Origin of the sequence: Symbiobacterium sp., assembly GCF_040797425.1 — a bacterium.
Classification (GTDB): domain Bacteria; phylum Bacillota; class Sulfobacillia; order Symbiobacteriales; family Symbiobacteriaceae; genus Symbiobacterium.
The window spans coordinates 17,563-33,711 of the sequence record NZ_JBFNEH010000033.1; the positions used below are offsets into that span (position 1 = coordinate 17,563).

The window sequence follows — 16,149 nt, forward strand, 5'->3', positions numbered from 1 at the left end:
GGCTCCTTACCCCCTCGTCCCCGCCTCGAGCAGCCGGCGGGCCGTCACCTCGGCCGCCTGGACCGCGGCGGAGGTCATGATGTCGAGGTTGCCGGCGTACTTGGGCAGGAAGTCGCCCCGTCCTTCCACCTCGATGAAGATCGAGACCCTCCGCTGGTCGAAGATGGGCTCGGCCCGCAGGCGGTAGCCCGGCACGTACTCCTGCACGGTCTTCACCATGTCGTCGATCGACCGCCTCAGCTCCGCCGGGTCGTAGTCCCCGGCGGTGTGGCAGAAGACGGTGTTCCGCATCATGATGGGCGGCGAGGCCGGGTTGAGGATGATGATCGCCTTGCCCCGCTTCGCACCGCCGACCAGCTCGATGCCCCGGGCGGTGGTCTGGGTGAACTCGTCGATGTTCGCCCGGGTGCCGGGGCCGGCCGAGAGGCTGGCGATGGTGGCCACGATCTCGCCGTACTCCACCGGCACCACCCGGCTGACGGCCTTCACCATGGGGATGGTGGCCTGCCCGCCGCAGGTGATCATGTTAATGTTCATGGCGTCCCAGTGCTCGCCCAGGTTGACGGCCGGGCAGACGTAGGGGCCGACGGCTGCCGGGGTGAGGTCGATGGCGCGGATTCCCTTCTCCTGCAGCGCCTTGTAGTGGGCCAGGTGGGCCTTGGCGGAGGTGGCGTCGAAGACGATCGCCGGCGGGTTGGGGTGGTTCAGAATGTACTGGTAGCTGTCGGCGCTGGTCTCGCAGCCCAGGCGGGCGGCGCGCTTCAGCCCCTCCGACTCCGGGTCGATGCCCACCATCATGGCCAGCTCGAGCACCTCGCTCCGCTGGATCTTGTACATCAGGTCGGTGCCGATGTTCCCCGACCCGATGATGCCGACGCGGACCTTCTCGGGCACAGACATCCTCCTTCCTACACGAACCGGGCGCTGACGCTCCCCAGGCCGCAGCCGAACCGGGCGGTGAACAGGTCGCCGGGCCTCGCCTCCACGGCGGCGGTGATCGCGCCGGAGAGGATGATCTCGCCGGCCCGGAGCGGGATGTCGAACTGGGCCAGCTTGTTGGCGAGCCAGGCCACGGCTGCGGCGGGGTTGCCCAGCACCGCCGCCCCGGCGCCGCTGGAGAGCATCTCGCCGTTCTTCTCGAAGACCATGCCCACCAGGGTGAGGTCGAGCTCATCGGGCCGCAGGCCCCGCTCCGCCAGCACCACCCGCCCGGACGAGGCGTTGTCGGCCACCGTGTCGGGCAGCCTGATCTGCCAGCCCTCAATGCGGCTGTCCACGATCTCGAGGGCCGGCACCACCAGCCGGGTGGCCAGGAGCACGTCCAGGGCCGTGGCCGGGGTGGGCACGTCGCAGCCCAGGATGAAGGCGATCTCGCCCTCGACCTTGGGCTGGACCAGCTCGTCCAGGGCTACGGGGTCGCCGGGGGCGATCACCATGGTGTCGAGCACGTGGCCGTAGTCGGGTTCGAAGACGCCCAGCATCGACTGCATGGCGTGGGAGGTGAGGCCGATCTTCTTGCCCACCACCCGGGCCCCGCGCTGGATGCGCAGGTCCATCCAGGCCAGCTGGATCCGGTAGGCGTCGTCTGGGGTCAGCTCCGGCTCCCGGGCCGTGAGCGGTCCGATGGGTTTCCGGGTGCGCTCCGCCTGGTCCAGTTCGGCGGCGTAGGCCGCGATGCGTTCGGCCGCCAGTGCCATGTGCCAATCCTCCTCTCACTCGCCACGGGCACGGCGGCCTGCCCGCCGTGGGGTGGCTCGGAAAAACAACAAAGCCCACCCCGGACGCGGGCGGGGCGGCCACGATGGCTACGCCTCGCATGGCGTCCTGGTGGGCTGGATTCCACCCTTTTCTCCCCGGGCCTGCATGGGGCCCCGGGGTCCAGGTGGACTGCTCCTCCGACGGTATGTGGTTGCAGATGCTCCGGGCGAGTGGCGGACCATCCCGTCCGCCGGGTCACCCGGCGGTCGGGGCGAGGATCGCTCTACCCCGCGGTAATGCTGGGAACCCGGTTCCGCGGGCTCACCCGCTCCCAGTACCGCTGCACGGCCGACCGTACGGCCATGATGAACGCCTGCTGGGACGGGATGGCCAGCGACCGCGCCATCTCCCGCAGAAGCGGCTCGACGCCCTCCGCCAGACAGTACCCCACAACCCGTTCCCGGCAGAAGCGCCGGGCCAGCTCGGTGTTCAGCATGAACTCGGCATCAACGATGGTGTGCGTGGCCGGATCGATCTCCAGGACCACCCCGACGCTGCCCCATCGCTCTGCGAGGCACGTCCCCCGAGGTGCCTGCGCGTACCCGCTGGCCAGCACGTGCGACGGCGGACGGCGGTTCACGGCTCACACCCCCACTTGTATGCCCTAGTCAAAATGTTAAATAACACTGGCACTTTTGTAGACTGTCGATTCGGTCTGATACGGGCCTCAGGGACTGTCTGATTTCGCGGGCTCCCGTTTTCCCCCCAGGAGTCCGAGCAGCCTCAGGCTCATCTGCACGTCGAACCGCACGTCAGGGTTGTCCAGGTCCAGGCCGCTCACCTCGCTGATCCGCTGCAGGCGGTACTTCAGCCCGCTCACCGAGATGTTCAGCCGCTCCGCCGTCGCCTGCAGGCTGCAGGCGCTCTCCAGGTAGAGGCGGAGCGTCTCCAAGAGTTCCGTCTTGTGCGCCCTGTCATACGCCAGCAGCGGTCCCAGCCGGGCCTCGACGTGACGCCGCAGCTCCTCCGGCCGCCCCGCCCGGAACAGCAGCTGAAGGGCGCCCAGATCGTCCACCCGGACCACTTGGCCCTCGGGGCGCTCGTCCCGCAGGGCGTCCAGCACCGCCCGGCACTCGGCGTGCGCCTCCGCGGCCTCCGCCGCGCCCCGGAACGTGCGGCTGACGCCGACCCGCACCGGCCGCCGCTCGGCGGCCGCCCAGCGCCGCAGTTCCTCCGGCAGGTGGCAGACGGCTGGAGACGTGCACTCCACGATCCCCACCACGTGGTCCGATCGGCTCACTACCAGGCCCCGCGCCTGTGCCGACTCCAGCAGGTCCCGGAAGCGCCAGTGGAGCACGGCGAGGGAACCGGAAAGCGAGCGGGTCGGCGGGCCTGCCGGCTCCGCGAGGATGATGCGGTGCGGCGTCCCGGCCAGATCGAGCCCCAGGTGGTGCGCCCATCGGTTCAGGAAAGCGGCGTCTGCGCCGGCAGCGAAAAGGTGGTCCACAAAGTCGCCCCTGGCCTGCGCCGCGGCCTCGACGGTGCACCGCAGGCGCATGAGCTCCAGGGCACAGGTGAGGGCCGCCCGCTCGGCCACGAGGGTGACCAGGGCCGGCCGCAGCCCCTTCACCACTTCCAGGGTCAGGAACCCGAGCAGGTCCTCCTCCAGCAAGATCGGCGCCACCACCAGGTCCGGGCTGCCCTCTCCGGCCGCGGCGGGAAGGAGCAGCGGCCGGCGCTCTCGCTGCAGGCGGGCCAGCTGCCGACACAGGTCGGGCCGGCGCCGGGTGAGGGCGCCCAGCGTGGGGATGTCGCCCGCACGGGCCAGGGACCGGAGGTGGGCGTCCTCGATCGAAACGGCGCAGCCCATCAGGCGCTCCAGGGCCTCGGCGATGGCGGTGGGACCGGCGCCGCGGGCCACGACGTGGGTGAGCTGTTCGTGCACCGCGATCACGTGCTGGAGCTGGTCGTTCTCCCGGCGGATGCGCTCCAGCGTCTGGTCCACCTCGTCCGAGATGGGCGTGAGGTCCAGGAAGCGTGCGTCCGCCGCCGCGTGCCGCCCCCACGCCTCCGCCGGGCGCCCCACGAAGTGGCACGCCTCGTCGCCCTGGGCCACGCACGTCAGCTCCCGGAAGTGAATCGGCCGCCCCATTACGGTGGAGGCGTACCCCGTGGCGTAGCCGGTCAGGATCCAGCAGCTTGGCTCGTCCGCGGGGCCGAAGTGGCGCAGGTGCTCCAGGGCCTCCACGGAGTGGGTCCAGCAGCCCTCCATGTGGAACAGGCCCCGCTCCCGGTCCATCTCCAGCACCCGGGTCTCCACGCCCGCCATGCGGGTGAGCCGGTGCAGCCGCGGGCCGTCCCGGAGCCACTCCAGGTGGGACCGGTCGTCGGCCGCGGCGCCGCCCCGGGCCGAGGCGTCGGCCTGCCCCCACGCCCAGCCGAAGCGCAGGAGCAGACCCCTGGCCCGGTCGCGGCCCAGGGTACGGATGAGATCCCGGCGCAGCGCTCCCAGCGCCGGCGGGCTGATTCGCAGCAGACGCCCGCTGGCGACCATCGCCCACTCCCCCCCCTGCGAAGCATCGGCTGTGTTTCTGTTATCGAAGTATTTTCTACATGCATCTTCTTCACACGAGGCCATATCCCTGCCGGAGGCGTATTCGGGGGTCCGTAATTCAGGCTATAACAGTAGCACGGCTGGTGTCGGGAAAGTAGGCCACGTCACGGCGGGTTATGGCACTTTGGTGCATGGGACCGGGTATGTCGCTCACCCTCCTGTCGGTCTCGGCGCCAAAGCCTGGCCGGTCGTCGGCGGCTCTGCGGTGCCCGGTACGAACCAGCGGGCGAGACCGAACGGTAACAAAATGAGCCAGGCGGCTCAGGCCACGTGCTCATTTCGTTACCGTTCCCTGGACGGTTTCTCCCGATCGGGAGGCAAGACCTACCCCCCGGGGTATTTGGACCGTCCGGAGGGGTACCCCCGACGTCTCACGAGAGGCCCTCGTGCACGCTCACGCCTCGCTTCTCGCAGTGTTTGAAACCTGAACGGCAACAAAATGAGCCACGCGGATCGGACCGCGTGGCTCATTTCGTTACCTTTCGCCGGTGGGACACCCGTACGCAACCGCACGGTACCCGCGAACCTGCTTTGCCGCTGCAGACCACCCCCAGGGGTGTGCGCACCGCCGAACAGGCACCTCCCCGCCATTCGCAACAGGCACTCGAAAGGGCTGCCCCCGGGTGAGATGCCCCCTGGAGCAGCCCCTGCTGCCATCCTGTCGGGCACTGTCGCCAGATGCCCCTGGCTCCGGTCCCCGCTGCGAACCACCTAGTAGTTCTCCACGAACAGCTCGAAGTACGCCTGCGGGTGCTGGCAGGCCGGACAGACCTGCGGGGCAGCGGTGCCCTCGTGGATGTACCCGCAGTTGCGGCACTTCCAGAAGTACTTGCCGTCGCGCTTGAAGACGACGCCCTTCTCCAGGTTCTCGACCAGCTTGCGATAGCGGGTCTCGTGGGCAGTCTCGGCTTTGGCGATCATGCGGAAGGCGGTGGCGATCTCCTTGAAGCCCTCCTCCTCCGCGATGCGGGCGAACTCGGGGTACATGTGGGCCCATTCCTCATTCTCGCCCGCCGCGGCGGCCTTCAGGTTCTCGAGGGTGTTGCCGATGGCCACCGGGTAGGAGGCGTTGATTTCCACCATCGCGGGCATCTCGCCCTCGAGCCCTGCGGCGGCCAGCTTGAAGAACCGGTTGGCGTGCGCCATCTCGTTGTCGGCGGTCTCCTGGAAGATCGCGGCGATCTGCTTCAGCCCTTCCTTGTCGGCGACCTTGGCGTACATCATGTACCGCGCCCGGGCCTGGCACTCACCGGCGAAGGCCTTCATCAGGTTCTCCAGCGTCTTGGTGCCTTTCAAGTTCATGCGCAAGACTCCTTTCCTGGCCGAAACGCCAACGGATGCTGATTTCGAGTATAGCAGATTCCGCTTGGGATTGTTCTAAGTTTCACATGATCAATTGGTACAACTTGGTTCTGACACCAAAGACCCAGCGTGGCCGTAGTCACTTGGGACAACAGTTCGTGCGGAACCGGTTCACGCCGTGCCCTGACTCTGTCCTGGGGCCGGGGCAGCGGCCCCCGCACACTCAACCGGGTCAAACCCTCAGTACTGGTACGAGTCCACCACCTTGCTGATATAGCGGAAGCCGTCCACGTCGTGGCCCAGCTCCCGGGCAATCCGCTCGGCGAGCAGCTGCAGCGGCACCACCGCCTGCAGCATCCCCAGCACCCGGTCGCCCCGGTTCTGAACCACCAGCACACGGTCCGATGGCAGGATGGCCGTCGGCGACGCACCGGGGGGCTGCCGCTCGCCTTCTGCCCCCGGTGTCCGGGCGCCCGGCGGCGTCTGGGGGGTGCGGGCGGTGGCGGCCGGCGTCGACCGCGTCGGGCCGGCGGCCGGCTGCGGCCCCGCAGCACCGGCGGCCCGTCCGAGCTCGGCCCGCGTGCCGTCGCAGCCCAACCGCATGTCTTCCGCCGGCACCGCATCCGTGATCAGCCGCACGTCCGCCCCCAGTGACGCCAGGTAGGCGGCATGCCGCAGGCCCTCGGCCGCCCCCGCCGGGGTGGACGCCAGCAGCAGAATCGGCAGCCCCGGCTGCACCGCCTCGATGCAGCCGTGGCGAAACTCGGAGACCGTGAGGCCCTCGAAGTGCAGGGACGCCTTCTCCTTCAGCAGCAGCGCCCCCTGGGCGGCGATGGGGCCGAACTGCTGCAGGCCGAGGATGTAGCCCGCCTGCGCCGGCGCCAGTGCGGCGGCCCACCGGGCGACGGGCTCAGCGGACCGGCGGAGCGTCTCCTCCAGGTCGTCGGGCAGATGCTGCAGGCACCCGCCGGCACCGGCCAGGAGCAGCAGGAGCAGCAGCGTGGCCAGGTAGGTCTTGGTCGCCGAGCTCACCTCCGCACCGGCGTCCAGGGGCAGCACCTGGTCGGCCTCCCGGGCAAGGAGCGAGGACGGATCGTTCGTGATGCCCCACAGCCGCACGCCCCCGGCGCGCAGCGCCCGCACCGCCTCGCGGGTCTCGAGGCTCTCGCCCGACTGGGAGACCAGGATCACCAGGCTCTCGGGCCCCAGAAGGCGCGCGGCCGGTCCGGTGAGGTCGTCGGCCGGGACCACGTGGGGCAGCAGGCGGCCGCAGCGGACGAAGATGTACTGCCCCGCCCGGCAGGCAGCCAGCGAGGCGCCGGTGCCGGCCAGGATCACCCGCTCCGCCCCGCGCAACTCCGCCCGGCAGTCAGCCAGCAGCGCGGCCCGCTCAGTTCGCCAGGTCTCGATGATCCTGCGGGCGACCGCCGGCTGCTCGTGAATCTCCTGCCACATGCGCGTCGTCATTCGCTCCACCTCCGGATGAGTCCGTGCCGGCGGGCGCTCCCGGCCAGCACAGGGTCGGACAAGGCAAACGGGACGCCGTGCCGCTCCTCCAGGGCCAGCACCAGTGCGCCCACCACGGGCTCGTAGGGCGCGTCCACCAGGCGGGCGCGGGGCACCACGCGGGCGATCGCGGCGGCGACTCCTTCCCGCAGGCCCGGCAGCCCCGCCTTGAAGACCCCGCCCGTCAGCACCACGTCCTGCTCCAGGTCCGTCATGCCGAAGCGCTCCAGCCGGGCGGTCACGTACCGGGCCGCACGCCCGGCAAACCCGTGCACGATCGCCAGGGCCACCTCGTCGCCGGCCCGTGCGGCCGCCGCCAGCAGGGGCACCAGTTCGCTGCTGGGTCCCAGCCGGCCGGCCACACGCCGCTGGAGCAGCTCGTCCACCGCCGCCGCACCGTAATGGCGGAGCAGGGCCCCGGTGAGCCGGGTGGGCGGGCCGATGCCGGCCTCGGCGGCAAAGACCGCCCGCAGGGCCAGGGTGCCCAGCGCGGTTCCCCCCTGGTCGTCGCCCTGGATGTAGTAGCCGTAAATGTAGGTCTCGCCCCCGGGGCTGGTGACGGCCACGTTGAGCCCCGTCCCGGCGCAGACCACGCTGCCCCAGGGGCGGTCGCTGCCCGCCCGCCGGGCGGCGATGCAGTCATTGACCACGGTCACCCACGCCACGCCGGTGGCCCGGCGGAGGTTCTCCTGCAGCAGCGGGTACTCGTGGGGCCAGTCGGCCCCGGTCATGCCGGCGCAGACCTGGTCGATCACCGCTGGCAAGGGCAACGGCTGAGAAGCGGACGTCGACCCCGGAGCGGGGGTGGGCGAGGGTACAGGCGGATGTCCGGGGACAGACGGGGACCACGGTGCGGACGGGTGCCCAGCAGCGGGCGGGCGCAGGGGTCCATGCAGATGCCCAGCGGTGATGCCGGCTGACTTCAGCGCTGCCAGTGCAGCTTCCTGCACCGCCCTCATGGCCGCCTCCATCCCGTCGCTGGCGTGGCAGGCGCCCCGGGCAGAGCCGGCGCCCAGGATCTCGCCCCGCTCCGTAGCCACGAGAGCCGCCGTCTTGGTGGAGCCCTGGTCCAGGGCCAGAATCAGCCCCACGGCGCCACCCCCTGGCCAAAGAACTGCGGCAGGAACGGCCGGTTGGCCTCCAGGAGGTCATCCAGCAGCGGGCGGGCCAGGTCGTAGTCCCGCACCAGCGGGCCTCTGCTCCGGCGGGATCTTTCCGGCCCACTGGACCGCCCGGGCCCTGGGGGTCGACCCGTCCCGGGTGCGGTACGACTACTTCGGGCTCAACCACATGAACTTCGCCTACAACCTCACGGTAGACGGTCGTCCGCTCAGCGACGAGGAGTTCGACCGGGTGGCCGAGCGGGTGCGCACGGTGGACGCCGACCTCATCCGCCAGCTGCGCCTCCTGCCCAGCCCCTGCCTGCAGTACTACTTCCACACCGGCGCCCGAGGCGGACCTCCCGCACCGGCAGGCACTCCTGCCGGGCGGCGAGGCCCTCGATCAACTCCGGGGTGTAGGGGCTGCCAGCCCCGATCACGGCAATCGTGAGTCCGTCCATGCCTGTCCACTCCCATCTCGTCTTCACGGTCGTGTGGGCGAGACTTATTCTAACGCGTAGATAAACCCGTGCCGCAAAAGGGCCGGCCCGCAGGCCCGCCGACAGGGCCTACCGCAGACCGGCCCGGATGATCAGTGCGCCACCGACCACGTCCACCGCGGTCAGCGCCAGCGGCGGCTGGACCATCGGGCTGACGTCGATGTCCAGATAGCCGTCCGCGACGATCGCGTCCACCGCGGTGCGGGGCACCGCAAAGTCCCGCACCCGCAGCAGCGAAGGCTCGAAGCGGAGCTTCCCCCCGGGCAGCACGGAGAATCCGCCGGCGATCTCCAGCGGCACCTCGTCGAAGTAGCCCGAGAGGAGCAGATCGTCTTCGTCGTCGTCCAGTTCCACCCTGAGCCCGGACAGTTCCTCGTACGACAGGAGGACCTCGTTCAGCCGGTCGGCCGTGATGGTCACCACCGCCCCAGGCGGGAACAGGGAGACGCGCACGTCGTCAGGCCTTATGCCCTGGGTGCCGATCCCCTGCAGCGCCTCGCCCAGGGCTTCCAGCACCGGCATGGCGCTCGTCTGCCAGTCGGTCTCGACGGCGGCCAGCGCCTCCTCCACCTCGGCCCGCCGGTCGCCCAGCCCGGCGAGGATCGCCTCCTTCTCGGCAATGGCGGCCTCCAGGGCGGCCACCTCGGCCTCCTGGGCCGCGCGCAACTCCTCGGCCTCGGCCCGGACGTCGGCCAGCCGCCGCACCTCGGCGGCGGTCGCCTCCTGCGCCGCGACCAGTTCACGGGCGAGGCGTGCATCGTACTCCATGATCTCCTGCAGGGCGTCTAACCGCCAGAGCAGGTCAGGCAGCGACTTGGAGCTGAAGAGGAGAATCCACGGTGCCCGCATCCCGTGCTCCCGGTAATACCGGAGCCGGCGGCCGTATTGCTCCCGACGGCGCTGCAGGTCAGCCTGCAGCGCCGCCAGGCGGGCCAGCGCCTCCTGCTCCCGGGCGCCGACCTCCCCGAGCTGCTCCTCCAGCCCGGCCAGCGTCGCCCGGCTTTCCTCCAGCCGGCGATTGAGCAGGAACAGCTCCTGCAGGACCGCCTCCCGGTCCTGACTCGGGTCCTCGGCCTGGTCCTGCGCCGCGGCCGGCGCGGCCAGGTGCAGAGCGGCGGCCAGCACGGCGACGAGGCAGCACGTCCCCACGGTGCGCACCCACGTCATAGGACCCCTCCTCCCGCCGGCGGCCACTGCGTGCTTCCCCGCTTAATTACTACAACGTGTCGTAACACTCCTGCACCCCAGGATACTCGCCGCGGCGGCCGCTGCCCGCCGTGCAGCGCTTCCCGGGGTGTTCGGCAACGGGAAAGACCCCCGTCCTCGTGCGAGAACGGGGGCATCCGCATATTCCACCGGGCACGTCCGCCCGGACCTCTTACGGGAACCGGCTACCGGGAAGTGCTGCCCAGGCCGTCGAGGCCGACGGCGACGGGCCCCTCGCCGTGCTCGTCCTTCCAGATCTTGTCGGCCAGCTCGCCCCAGGCGGTGGCGTAGCTCGCCAGCTTCGCTGCGAACTCGTCTACCGTCTCGTTGGCGGTGAGCTGGGTGGGATAGGCGCCCGACTCGTGGACCATGTTACGCAGCATCTCGGGATGGTCGATGATCGGGCAGGGCCGGCGCAGGTTCGGGTCGAACGGCTGCCGCTTCTGGTAGGCCTTGAACAGCGGGTTCTGCAGGGCCTCCTCCACCGAGACGTCGTTGATGTTGCAGGTGGCGTAGTGGGCGAAGGCACAGGGCTCCACCTCGCCCGCCGCGTTGATGTGGAAGTATTTCCGCCCGCCGGCGATACAGCCCACCGCCGCCTCGCCGTCGTTCCAGAAGTCCACCAGGAAGATGGGCTTGGTGCGCCGGAACTCCCGGATGCGGTCGAACATGTAGGCCCGCTGCTCGGGGGTGGCCATGAGCTCCAGGTCCACGTCCCGCCCGATGGGGATGTAGGTGAAGTACCAGCCGAAGGCACAGCCCTTGTCGACCATCAGGTCGATGAACTCATCGCTGGCCACCTCTTCCGTGTTCTTCCGGGTGTAGGTGGCAGAGAAGCCGTAGATGAGGCCCGCGTCGTGCAGGATGTCCATCGCCCGCATGACCTTCTGGAAGACGCCCTTGCCGCGCCGCGCGTCGGTGGTCTCCTCCAGCCCCTCGATGCTGAGGGCGAAGACCATGTTGCCCCGCTCGGCGGCCTCACGGGCGAACTCCTCGGTGATCAGGGTGCCGTTGGTGTAGATGTGGAACATCTGCTCCGGATGGCGGCGGGCCAGTTCGAGCAGGTCGTTCTTCCGGACCATGGGCTCGCCACCGGAGATGACGTAGAAATGGATGCCCAGCTCGCCGCCTTCGCGGCAGACGCGGTCCATGGTCTCGAGGCTGAGCTCGTGGCGCAGCTGGTAGTCGCCGGCCCAGCAGCCGATGCAGCGCAGATTGCACTTCTCAGTGGGGTCCATCAGGATGGCCCACGGCACCTTCACACCCAGCCGCTTCTCGGCCTCCCGCTGCTTGGGGATCCCCAGGAAGCTGGCGTTGATGAAGAAGTTCACGGCCGTGCGCTCCCGCACCTTCGGGTGCGTTTCGGTCAGCATCCGCATCCCCAGCTTGTACCAGTTCCCGTCCTTGTCGTCCAGGAAGGGCTTCACCTTGCGGGCGATCTCGCGGTGGCTCTCCAGAGGGGCGATCCTGATCGCCAGGTCGACCAGCCGGGGCAGGTTCTCCTCCGGATTCCGCAGCACCATCCCGGCGACACGCTGCAGCACCTGCTGTCCCAGATACGTCTCGGCCAGGTTCATGGTCATTCCTCCTTCCGACAACGGTGAAACGACGCGCATGGAGAGGGATCGCTACAGCAGCTCCGCCTCAAACTCGGCTTCCTCCTTGGCGACGAGCTCCTCCAGATACGCGAGGAAGTCCTCTGCCGCTGCGGTCACCTCCTCAGGGGTCGCCTGACCGCCAAGGTCCAGCGCCGCCACCACGGTGTCGGCCACCAGATCCGCCACCTGGTCGTCCGGGAGCCCCAGCTGGTCCGGCGTCCAGGAACAGAGCATGAAGAACCCGAGGAAGACGGCGCGAACCAGGAAGGCCTGGGCACGGGGCGCAAGATCGGGACGGACCAGGTTCCGCCGGCTGAGAAAGTCGATCAGCACCTCGAAGAGTTCCTTCCGCTCGGGATGTTCGTCGGCCTCCCGGAGCAGCTTGCCGACCACTTCCACGTCACGGGTGAAGACGGCCCGCCCCAACGGGTGGCGAAGGAGGCCGAGTGCGGCATGGCGGAACAGACTGCGGAGGGTGGGCCGCTTGGAGGAGGCCCGGACGTTCTCCAGGAAGGTGCGGGCCAGGGCGACCTGTTCCCGGCGCAGCAGGGCTTCGAAGATGTCGTCCCGCGTCTTCCAGTGCAGGTAAAGCGTCCCCTTGGCCACGCCCGCCTGGCGCGCCAGATCATCCATCGTGGTCTTGTTGTAGCCGTACCGCTGCAAGAGTTCCGCCGCCGTGTCGAGGATGTGGTGGGCCCGCGCCTTGCGCCGACCCCGCCTGTCTGCAGCCATGCAGTCACTGCCTCCCAGCCGTGGATATGACCAAATGTGTTCATTTGGTCATTCGTCTACCTTTAGGGTATACCAGCACTGCGATCCGTACAAGTACGCGAAAGGATCGCACGACTCCCCGCCGATTATCCCTTCGGGGTGCACACAAAGTAGCAGCCCCGACTGCTCCGCGGAACAGCCGGGACTGCCTTCACCGCCGCACCCGCGCCCAGAACCCCTGGACGGTGCCCTTCATATGATACAGGAGTCACAGCGCGGAGGAGGACTTACCTGTGGCCAGACCACTCCTGGTGACGGAAGGGGCGGGGAAGACCCGACCCGTGGAGATCCGGCCGGGGCTGGCGGTGGGGGCGGGGCGGCCGGTGGTGATCGCCGGCCCCTGTTCCGTGGAATCGCCCGAACAGATCCAGGCGACCGCGCGGGCCGTGCGCCGGGCGGGGGCGGTCATCCTGCGGGGCGGCGCCTTCAAGCCGCGCACCTCCCCCTACTCCTTTCAGGGGCTGGGCGAGGCCGGATTGCGCATGCTGGCCGAGGCCCGGGAGCTGACCGGCCTGCCCGTCGTGACCGAGGTGATGGACCCGGGCGAGATCGACCTGGTGGCGCACTACGCCGACATCCTCCAGGTCGGGGCCCGCAACATGCAGAACTTCCGTCTGCTGAGCGCCCTCGGGCAGATCGACAAGCCCGTGCTGCTGAAGCGCGGCCCCGGGGCCACCCTGGAGGAGTGGCTCAACGCGGCGGAGTACGTCGCCAAGGGCGGCAACGGCCGCATCATCCTGTGCGAGCGGGGCATCCGCACCTTCGAGACGTACACCCGCTACACCCTGGACCTCGCCACGGCGGTGGCCGCCAAGCACCTGACGCACCTGCCGGTCATCGCCGACCCGAGCCACGCCAGCGGCCGGCGGGAGCTGGTGCCCGCGCTGACCCGGGCCGCGCTGGCGGCCGGGCTGGACGGCGTGATGCTGGAGGTCCACCCCGATCCGGCCCGGGCACTGAGTGACGCCAACCAGGCCCTTTCGCTCGAAGACTTCCACCGGCTGATGCGAGAACTGGGACTGGCACCCGTGCGCGCCGCAGCCGAAGACGCCTGAACTCCAGGGTCTTCGGCTGCGCTCGTGCTTGCAAGCGGACGCACTCCGGACTCGTGACGGTACCGTTTCAACCCAGCCTGGTGGACGCGCGTGGCGACGCCACCTTGGAACCTTGCATAGTTGTGCAACGTCCAAGTTGTGGTCTCATTTACGCAAGTGGAGGACGCCCCCTATGTCCAAACCGCGCGCGATAACCGGTGCGGTCCTGCTCGGCTCCCTGTTGACCGCGGTGCTGCTCATCGTCCCCCGGCTGGCGCGGCCGGCCGCGACGATGGATCCGCCCACCCCGGCAGGGGCCGGCTCGTCCGCGTACGCCGAGCCCGGCGGCGGTCAGGTGCTGGTCGACTGGCAGGACCGCGCCGGGAACGGCACACCCACTCCCGAAACCGGGGAGAGATCGCCGGCGGAAGGCGAGGACAGGCCTGCGTCCCGGCAGGGCCGTGCCGAAGGTGGCGGCAGCGTGCCCGGGGAAGGCGAGCCGGCCCCCGGGCCCGGCGCGCAGGCGCCGGAAGAGCAGCCGGACACCGACCGTGGCGTACAGCCGCCAGACCAGCCACCGGAACTGCCCGAAGCCCGTCAGACGCCGCTGCGGGTGCCGGTGCTCCTCTACCACCACCTCGAGCCCGGCGCCGACGGCGGCAACGGGGCGATCGTGAGCACCGAGGAGTTTGAGGCGCAGATCGCCTGGCTCGCCGCCAACGGCTACACCAGCGTCACGACGACAGACCTCCTGAACTGGCTGCACCACGGCACGCCGCTACCCGAGAAACCCGTCCTCATCACCTTCGACGACGGTTACCGCTCCAACTACATCCACGCCTACCCCACGCTGGCGCGCCACCGCATGAACGCGGTGATCTTCGTGGTGACCAGCCTGGCCGGACAGAAGGTCGGCAGTCTGGAGTACCTCTCCTGGGACGAGATGCGGGAGATGGTGGCATCCGGCCTCGTCGAGATTCAGGCCCACTCCCACGACGGCCACCGCTACGTGGGCGGCCAGCCGGCCCTGGTCGCCTGGTCGGCCGAGGAGATCACCGCCGACTGGCAGCAGCTGCGTGACCTCATGCTGGCAGAGGGACTGCCCCAGCCCATCGCCTACGCCTACCCCTTCGGCGCCCACGGCCAGGAGACGCTGGCGGCCCTGCAAAGCGCCGGGGTGCAGCTGGGCTTCACGGTGGAGCGGGGGTACATCGTCCCTGGCCACGATCCGTACCGGCTGAACCGGCAGATCGTCTTCCCCGGCATCGGCGAATGCGGTTTCGCCCGTTTGCTCACGGGCGACGCGGGTGCCTGCGACTGAGCGGAGCCAGGTCGTCCGCCACAGGCGGCCTACCCCCCACGACGGACAGCAGCCCCCTGGCCCACGCTGTGTGCAGCGAGCCAGGGGGCTATCCTCAGCCAGGCCTCGTCGATCAGAGCAACGGCCAGGCCCTACGGGGTATCGCCGTGTGGAAGGTACAGCCACGGCCCTTCAACCGTCGCCGCGGCCGTGGCCCCGCTGAGAAGCAACAGCAGTTCGCCGCGGTGGAACTGGCGGATGGCGGCGTCCATCAGGTCCGCGTAACGCGGGTCGCCGTCCTCGATCGCCAGCGCCTCGTCGATCTGGCGGGAGCGGCTGCCCACCGATGCGGCGGACGTGCCCACCATCTCGGCAATCTCCTGCTGTGTGGCGCCGAGCCCGTAGATCCGGTTCGCCAACAGGTATAGCAACCCGCCAACCCAGGGCTCCGGACGGTTTACGCGCGGCCTCAGCACGTGCACGGCATCCCACCAGAGCCGGTGTGCCCCTTCGATCTCCTCCGGGTGTGCGCCCTCCTCCAACAGGAACCCGGCCAGCCGTTCCGCCACCGCCTGCCAGGCGGGATCCTCCTGCGGCCGACCCACGACAGCGGGCTCCGACGCCACCTGCACCGCGAGGCATTCCTCGCCGAAGAAAAGGGCGAGGTCCATCACCGTGTCCACGCGGGGCCAGAGGGCGCGGTAGTAGTGGTTCCAGGTGGCGCCGGGCATCTGGCGGCGCAGGAGCGCCATGTCCTGCCGGATCAGGTGCTCCAGCGGACGGACGGCTGCGGCGGGCACGAGGTAGGAACTGTACCCAAACCGGAAGTGAGAGCCGGTCGGCAGGAGCCACCCGGCCACCAGGTCGCCGGCCTGCAGCCCTTCCCGGGAATCGGAGGCGACGATCGGGGACTGGTCGCCCAGCCGCCGGAGGCGCACCTCGCCAGGGCCCGGGTGGAGCACGTGGAAGAGGCCGGCCACCGCCCCGCCGGACCAGGCGCGCAGCTGCTCCCGCTCCCGCTCCGACAGGCGCCGGTCCTCCCGGGCGATGCGCTCGGCCAGCGTCAGGTCAGAACCTGGCGGTCGATAGGCAAAGAAGATCCAGTCCAGCGGGTCGGTGAGGTCCTGGAGCGCCTCCTCGGGCGGGTCGCCCGCGTAGTACCGCGCCAGGCCGCCGGCCACGCCCTCCTCAGGCGGCAATTGGGCAGCCAGTTCCAGCAGGCGGCCCAGGAGGGCCGCGTGGTCGCGGCCCTCACGCACCCCCTGCAGGGAGATCACTCGTGCTTTGCGGTCGTTGGGACCCCTGGGCATCGGGCACCCTCCTCAGCATCGCCGAATCGGTGTGAGGCCAGACGCAGTCGTGCAGGCAGGTCCCTGGCTTCCGGCCCGGCCCAATACTCTTCCCCGTCGGGGCGTCAAATCCTGCCGGGGCGTGGCCGCATGCGGCCTCCGCACACCCGCCCCACAACGAAGGCGGCCGGCAGCCCGTGACCCCGGGGCTGTCGGCCGCCTTCCGCGCCC

The 16,149-nt window shown here is 69.9% G+C and carries 14 protein-coding genes; 2 read left to right on the forward strand and 12 right to left on the reverse strand.

The window, feature by feature from the left end; all coding sequences use genetic code 11:
- Window positions 1-6 precede the first annotated feature (6 nt).
- The 11 genes from AB2385_RS11230 to AB2385_RS11280 all read right to left on the reverse strand — a co-directional run bounded on the left by AB2385_RS11230 (window position 7) and on the right by AB2385_RS11280 (window position 12,256).
- Window positions 7-894: an acetaldehyde dehydrogenase (acetylating) gene (locus AB2385_RS11230; protein WP_367655094.1), complete on the reverse strand. Its 888-nt coding sequence runs from the start codon at window positions 892-894 to the stop codon at window positions 7-9.
- A 14-nt stretch (window positions 895-908) separates the two neighbouring features.
- Window positions 909-1,697 carry a 2-keto-4-pentenoate hydratase gene (locus AB2385_RS11235; protein WP_367655095.1) on the reverse strand — a complete coding sequence of 263 codons (789 nt, stop codon included), beginning with the start codon at window positions 1,695-1,697 and terminating at the stop codon, window positions 909-911.
- 284 nt (window positions 1,698-1,981) lie between these two features.
- Window positions 1,982-2,338, reverse strand: a complete 357-nt coding sequence (locus AB2385_RS11240; RefSeq protein ID WP_367655096.1) for a DUF3870 domain-containing protein — start codon at window positions 2,336-2,338, stop codon at window positions 1,982-1,984.
- An 87-nt stretch (window positions 2,339-2,425) separates the two neighbouring features.
- Window positions 2,426-4,252 (reverse strand): helix-turn-helix domain-containing protein, encoded by a 1,827-nt coding sequence (locus AB2385_RS11245; protein WP_367655097.1) that lies wholly within the window; start codon window positions 4,250-4,252, stop codon window positions 2,426-2,428.
- A 771-nt stretch (window positions 4,253-5,023) separates the two neighbouring features.
- A complete protein-coding gene (gene rbr / locus AB2385_RS11250) occupies window positions 5,024-5,614 on the reverse strand; it encodes a rubrerythrin (protein ID WP_367655098.1) in 591 nt (196 codons plus the stop codon).
- A gap of 240 nt (window positions 5,615-5,854) precedes the next feature.
- Complete coding sequence (locus AB2385_RS11255) at window positions 5,855-7,081, reverse strand: SIS domain-containing protein (protein WP_367655099.1); 1,227 nt, start codon at window positions 7,079-7,081, stop codon at window positions 5,855-5,857.
- Window positions 7,078-8,211: an N-acetylglucosamine kinase gene (locus tag AB2385_RS11260; protein WP_367655100.1), complete on the reverse strand. Its 1,134-nt coding sequence runs from the start codon at window positions 8,209-8,211 to the stop codon at window positions 7,078-7,080. The genes AB2385_RS11255 and AB2385_RS11260 overlap by 4 nt, the downstream gene beginning before the upstream one ends.
- A gap of 296 nt (window positions 8,212-8,507) precedes the next feature.
- Window positions 8,508-8,681 (reverse strand): hypothetical protein, encoded by a 174-nt coding sequence (locus AB2385_RS11265; RefSeq protein WP_367655101.1) that lies wholly within the window; start codon window positions 8,679-8,681, stop codon window positions 8,508-8,510.
- 108 nt (window positions 8,682-8,789) lie between these two features.
- Window positions 8,790-9,887, reverse strand: coding sequence for a hypothetical protein (locus tag AB2385_RS11270; protein ID WP_367655102.1), 1,098 nt, complete (start codon window positions 9,885-9,887; stop codon window positions 8,790-8,792).
- 224 nt (window positions 9,888-10,111) lie between these two features.
- Complete coding sequence (locus AB2385_RS11275; protein WP_367655103.1) at window positions 10,112-11,503, reverse strand: radical SAM protein; 1,392 nt, start codon at window positions 11,501-11,503, stop codon at window positions 10,112-10,114.
- 51 nt (window positions 11,504-11,554) lie between these two features.
- Window positions 11,555-12,256: a TetR/AcrR family transcriptional regulator gene (locus AB2385_RS11280; protein WP_367655104.1), complete on the reverse strand. Its 702-nt coding sequence runs from the start codon at window positions 12,254-12,256 to the stop codon at window positions 11,555-11,557.
- Window positions 12,257-12,528: 272 nt separating this feature from the next.
- Between AB2385_RS11280 and aroF the strand changes: the two genes are divergently transcribed.
- Together aroF and AB2385_RS11290 are read left to right on the forward strand one after the other, a co-directional pair.
- Window positions 12,529-13,350, forward strand: a complete 822-nt coding sequence (aroF, locus tag AB2385_RS11285; RefSeq protein WP_367655105.1) for a 3-deoxy-7-phosphoheptulonate synthase — start codon at window positions 12,529-12,531, stop codon at window positions 13,348-13,350.
- 172 nt (window positions 13,351-13,522) lie between these two features.
- A complete protein-coding gene (locus tag AB2385_RS11290) occupies window positions 13,523-14,650 on the forward strand; it encodes a polysaccharide deacetylase family protein (protein ID WP_367655106.1) in 1,128 nt (375 codons plus the stop codon).
- Window positions 14,651-14,781: 131 nt separating this feature from the next.
- Here AB2385_RS11290 and AB2385_RS11295 read toward each other — a convergent pair whose 3' ends face one another.
- Window positions 14,782-15,939, reverse strand: a complete 1,158-nt coding sequence (locus AB2385_RS11295; protein ID WP_367655107.1) for a hypothetical protein — start codon at window positions 15,937-15,939, stop codon at window positions 14,782-14,784.
- Window positions 15,940-16,149 lie beyond the last annotated feature (210 nt).

Bases quoted from the DNA above. Each gene is read 5' to 3' on its own strand.
- AB2385_RS11265 (WP_367655101.1), bottom strand. From the start codon at position 8,681: ATGGACGGACTCACGATTGCCGTGATCGGGGCTGGCAGCCCCTACACC.
- AB2385_RS11275 (WP_367655103.1), bottom strand. From the start codon at position 11,503: ATGAACCTGGCCGAGACGTATCTGGGACAGCAGGTGCTGCAGCGTGTC.
- AB2385_RS11295 (WP_367655107.1), bottom strand. From the start codon at position 15,939: ATGCCCAGGGGTCCCAACGACCGCAAAGCACGAGTGATCTCCCTGCAG.
- rbr (WP_367655098.1), bottom strand. From the start codon at position 5,614: ATGAACTTGAAAGGCACCAAGACGCTGGAGAACCTGATGAAGGCCTTC.
- AB2385_RS11270 (WP_367655102.1), bottom strand. From the start codon at position 9,887: ATGACGTGGGTGCGCACCGTGGGGACGTGCTGCCTCGTCGCCGTGCTG.
- AB2385_RS11255 (WP_367655099.1), bottom strand. From the start codon at position 7,081: ATGACGACGCGCATGTGGCAGGAGATTCACGAGCAGCCGGCGGTCGCC.
- AB2385_RS11235 (WP_367655095.1), bottom strand. From the start codon at position 1,697: ATGGCACTGGCGGCCGAACGCATCGCGGCCTACGCCGCCGAACTGGAC.
- AB2385_RS11280 (WP_367655104.1), bottom strand. From the start codon at position 12,256: ATGGCTGCAGACAGGCGGGGTCGGCGCAAGGCGCGGGCCCACCACATC.
- AB2385_RS11290 (WP_367655106.1), top strand. From the start codon at position 13,523: ATGTCCAAACCGCGCGCGATAACCGGTGCGGTCCTGCTCGGCTCCCTG.
- AB2385_RS11245 (WP_367655097.1), bottom strand. From the start codon at position 4,252: ATGGTCGCCAGCGGGCGTCTGCTGCGAATCAGCCCGCCGGCGCTGGGA.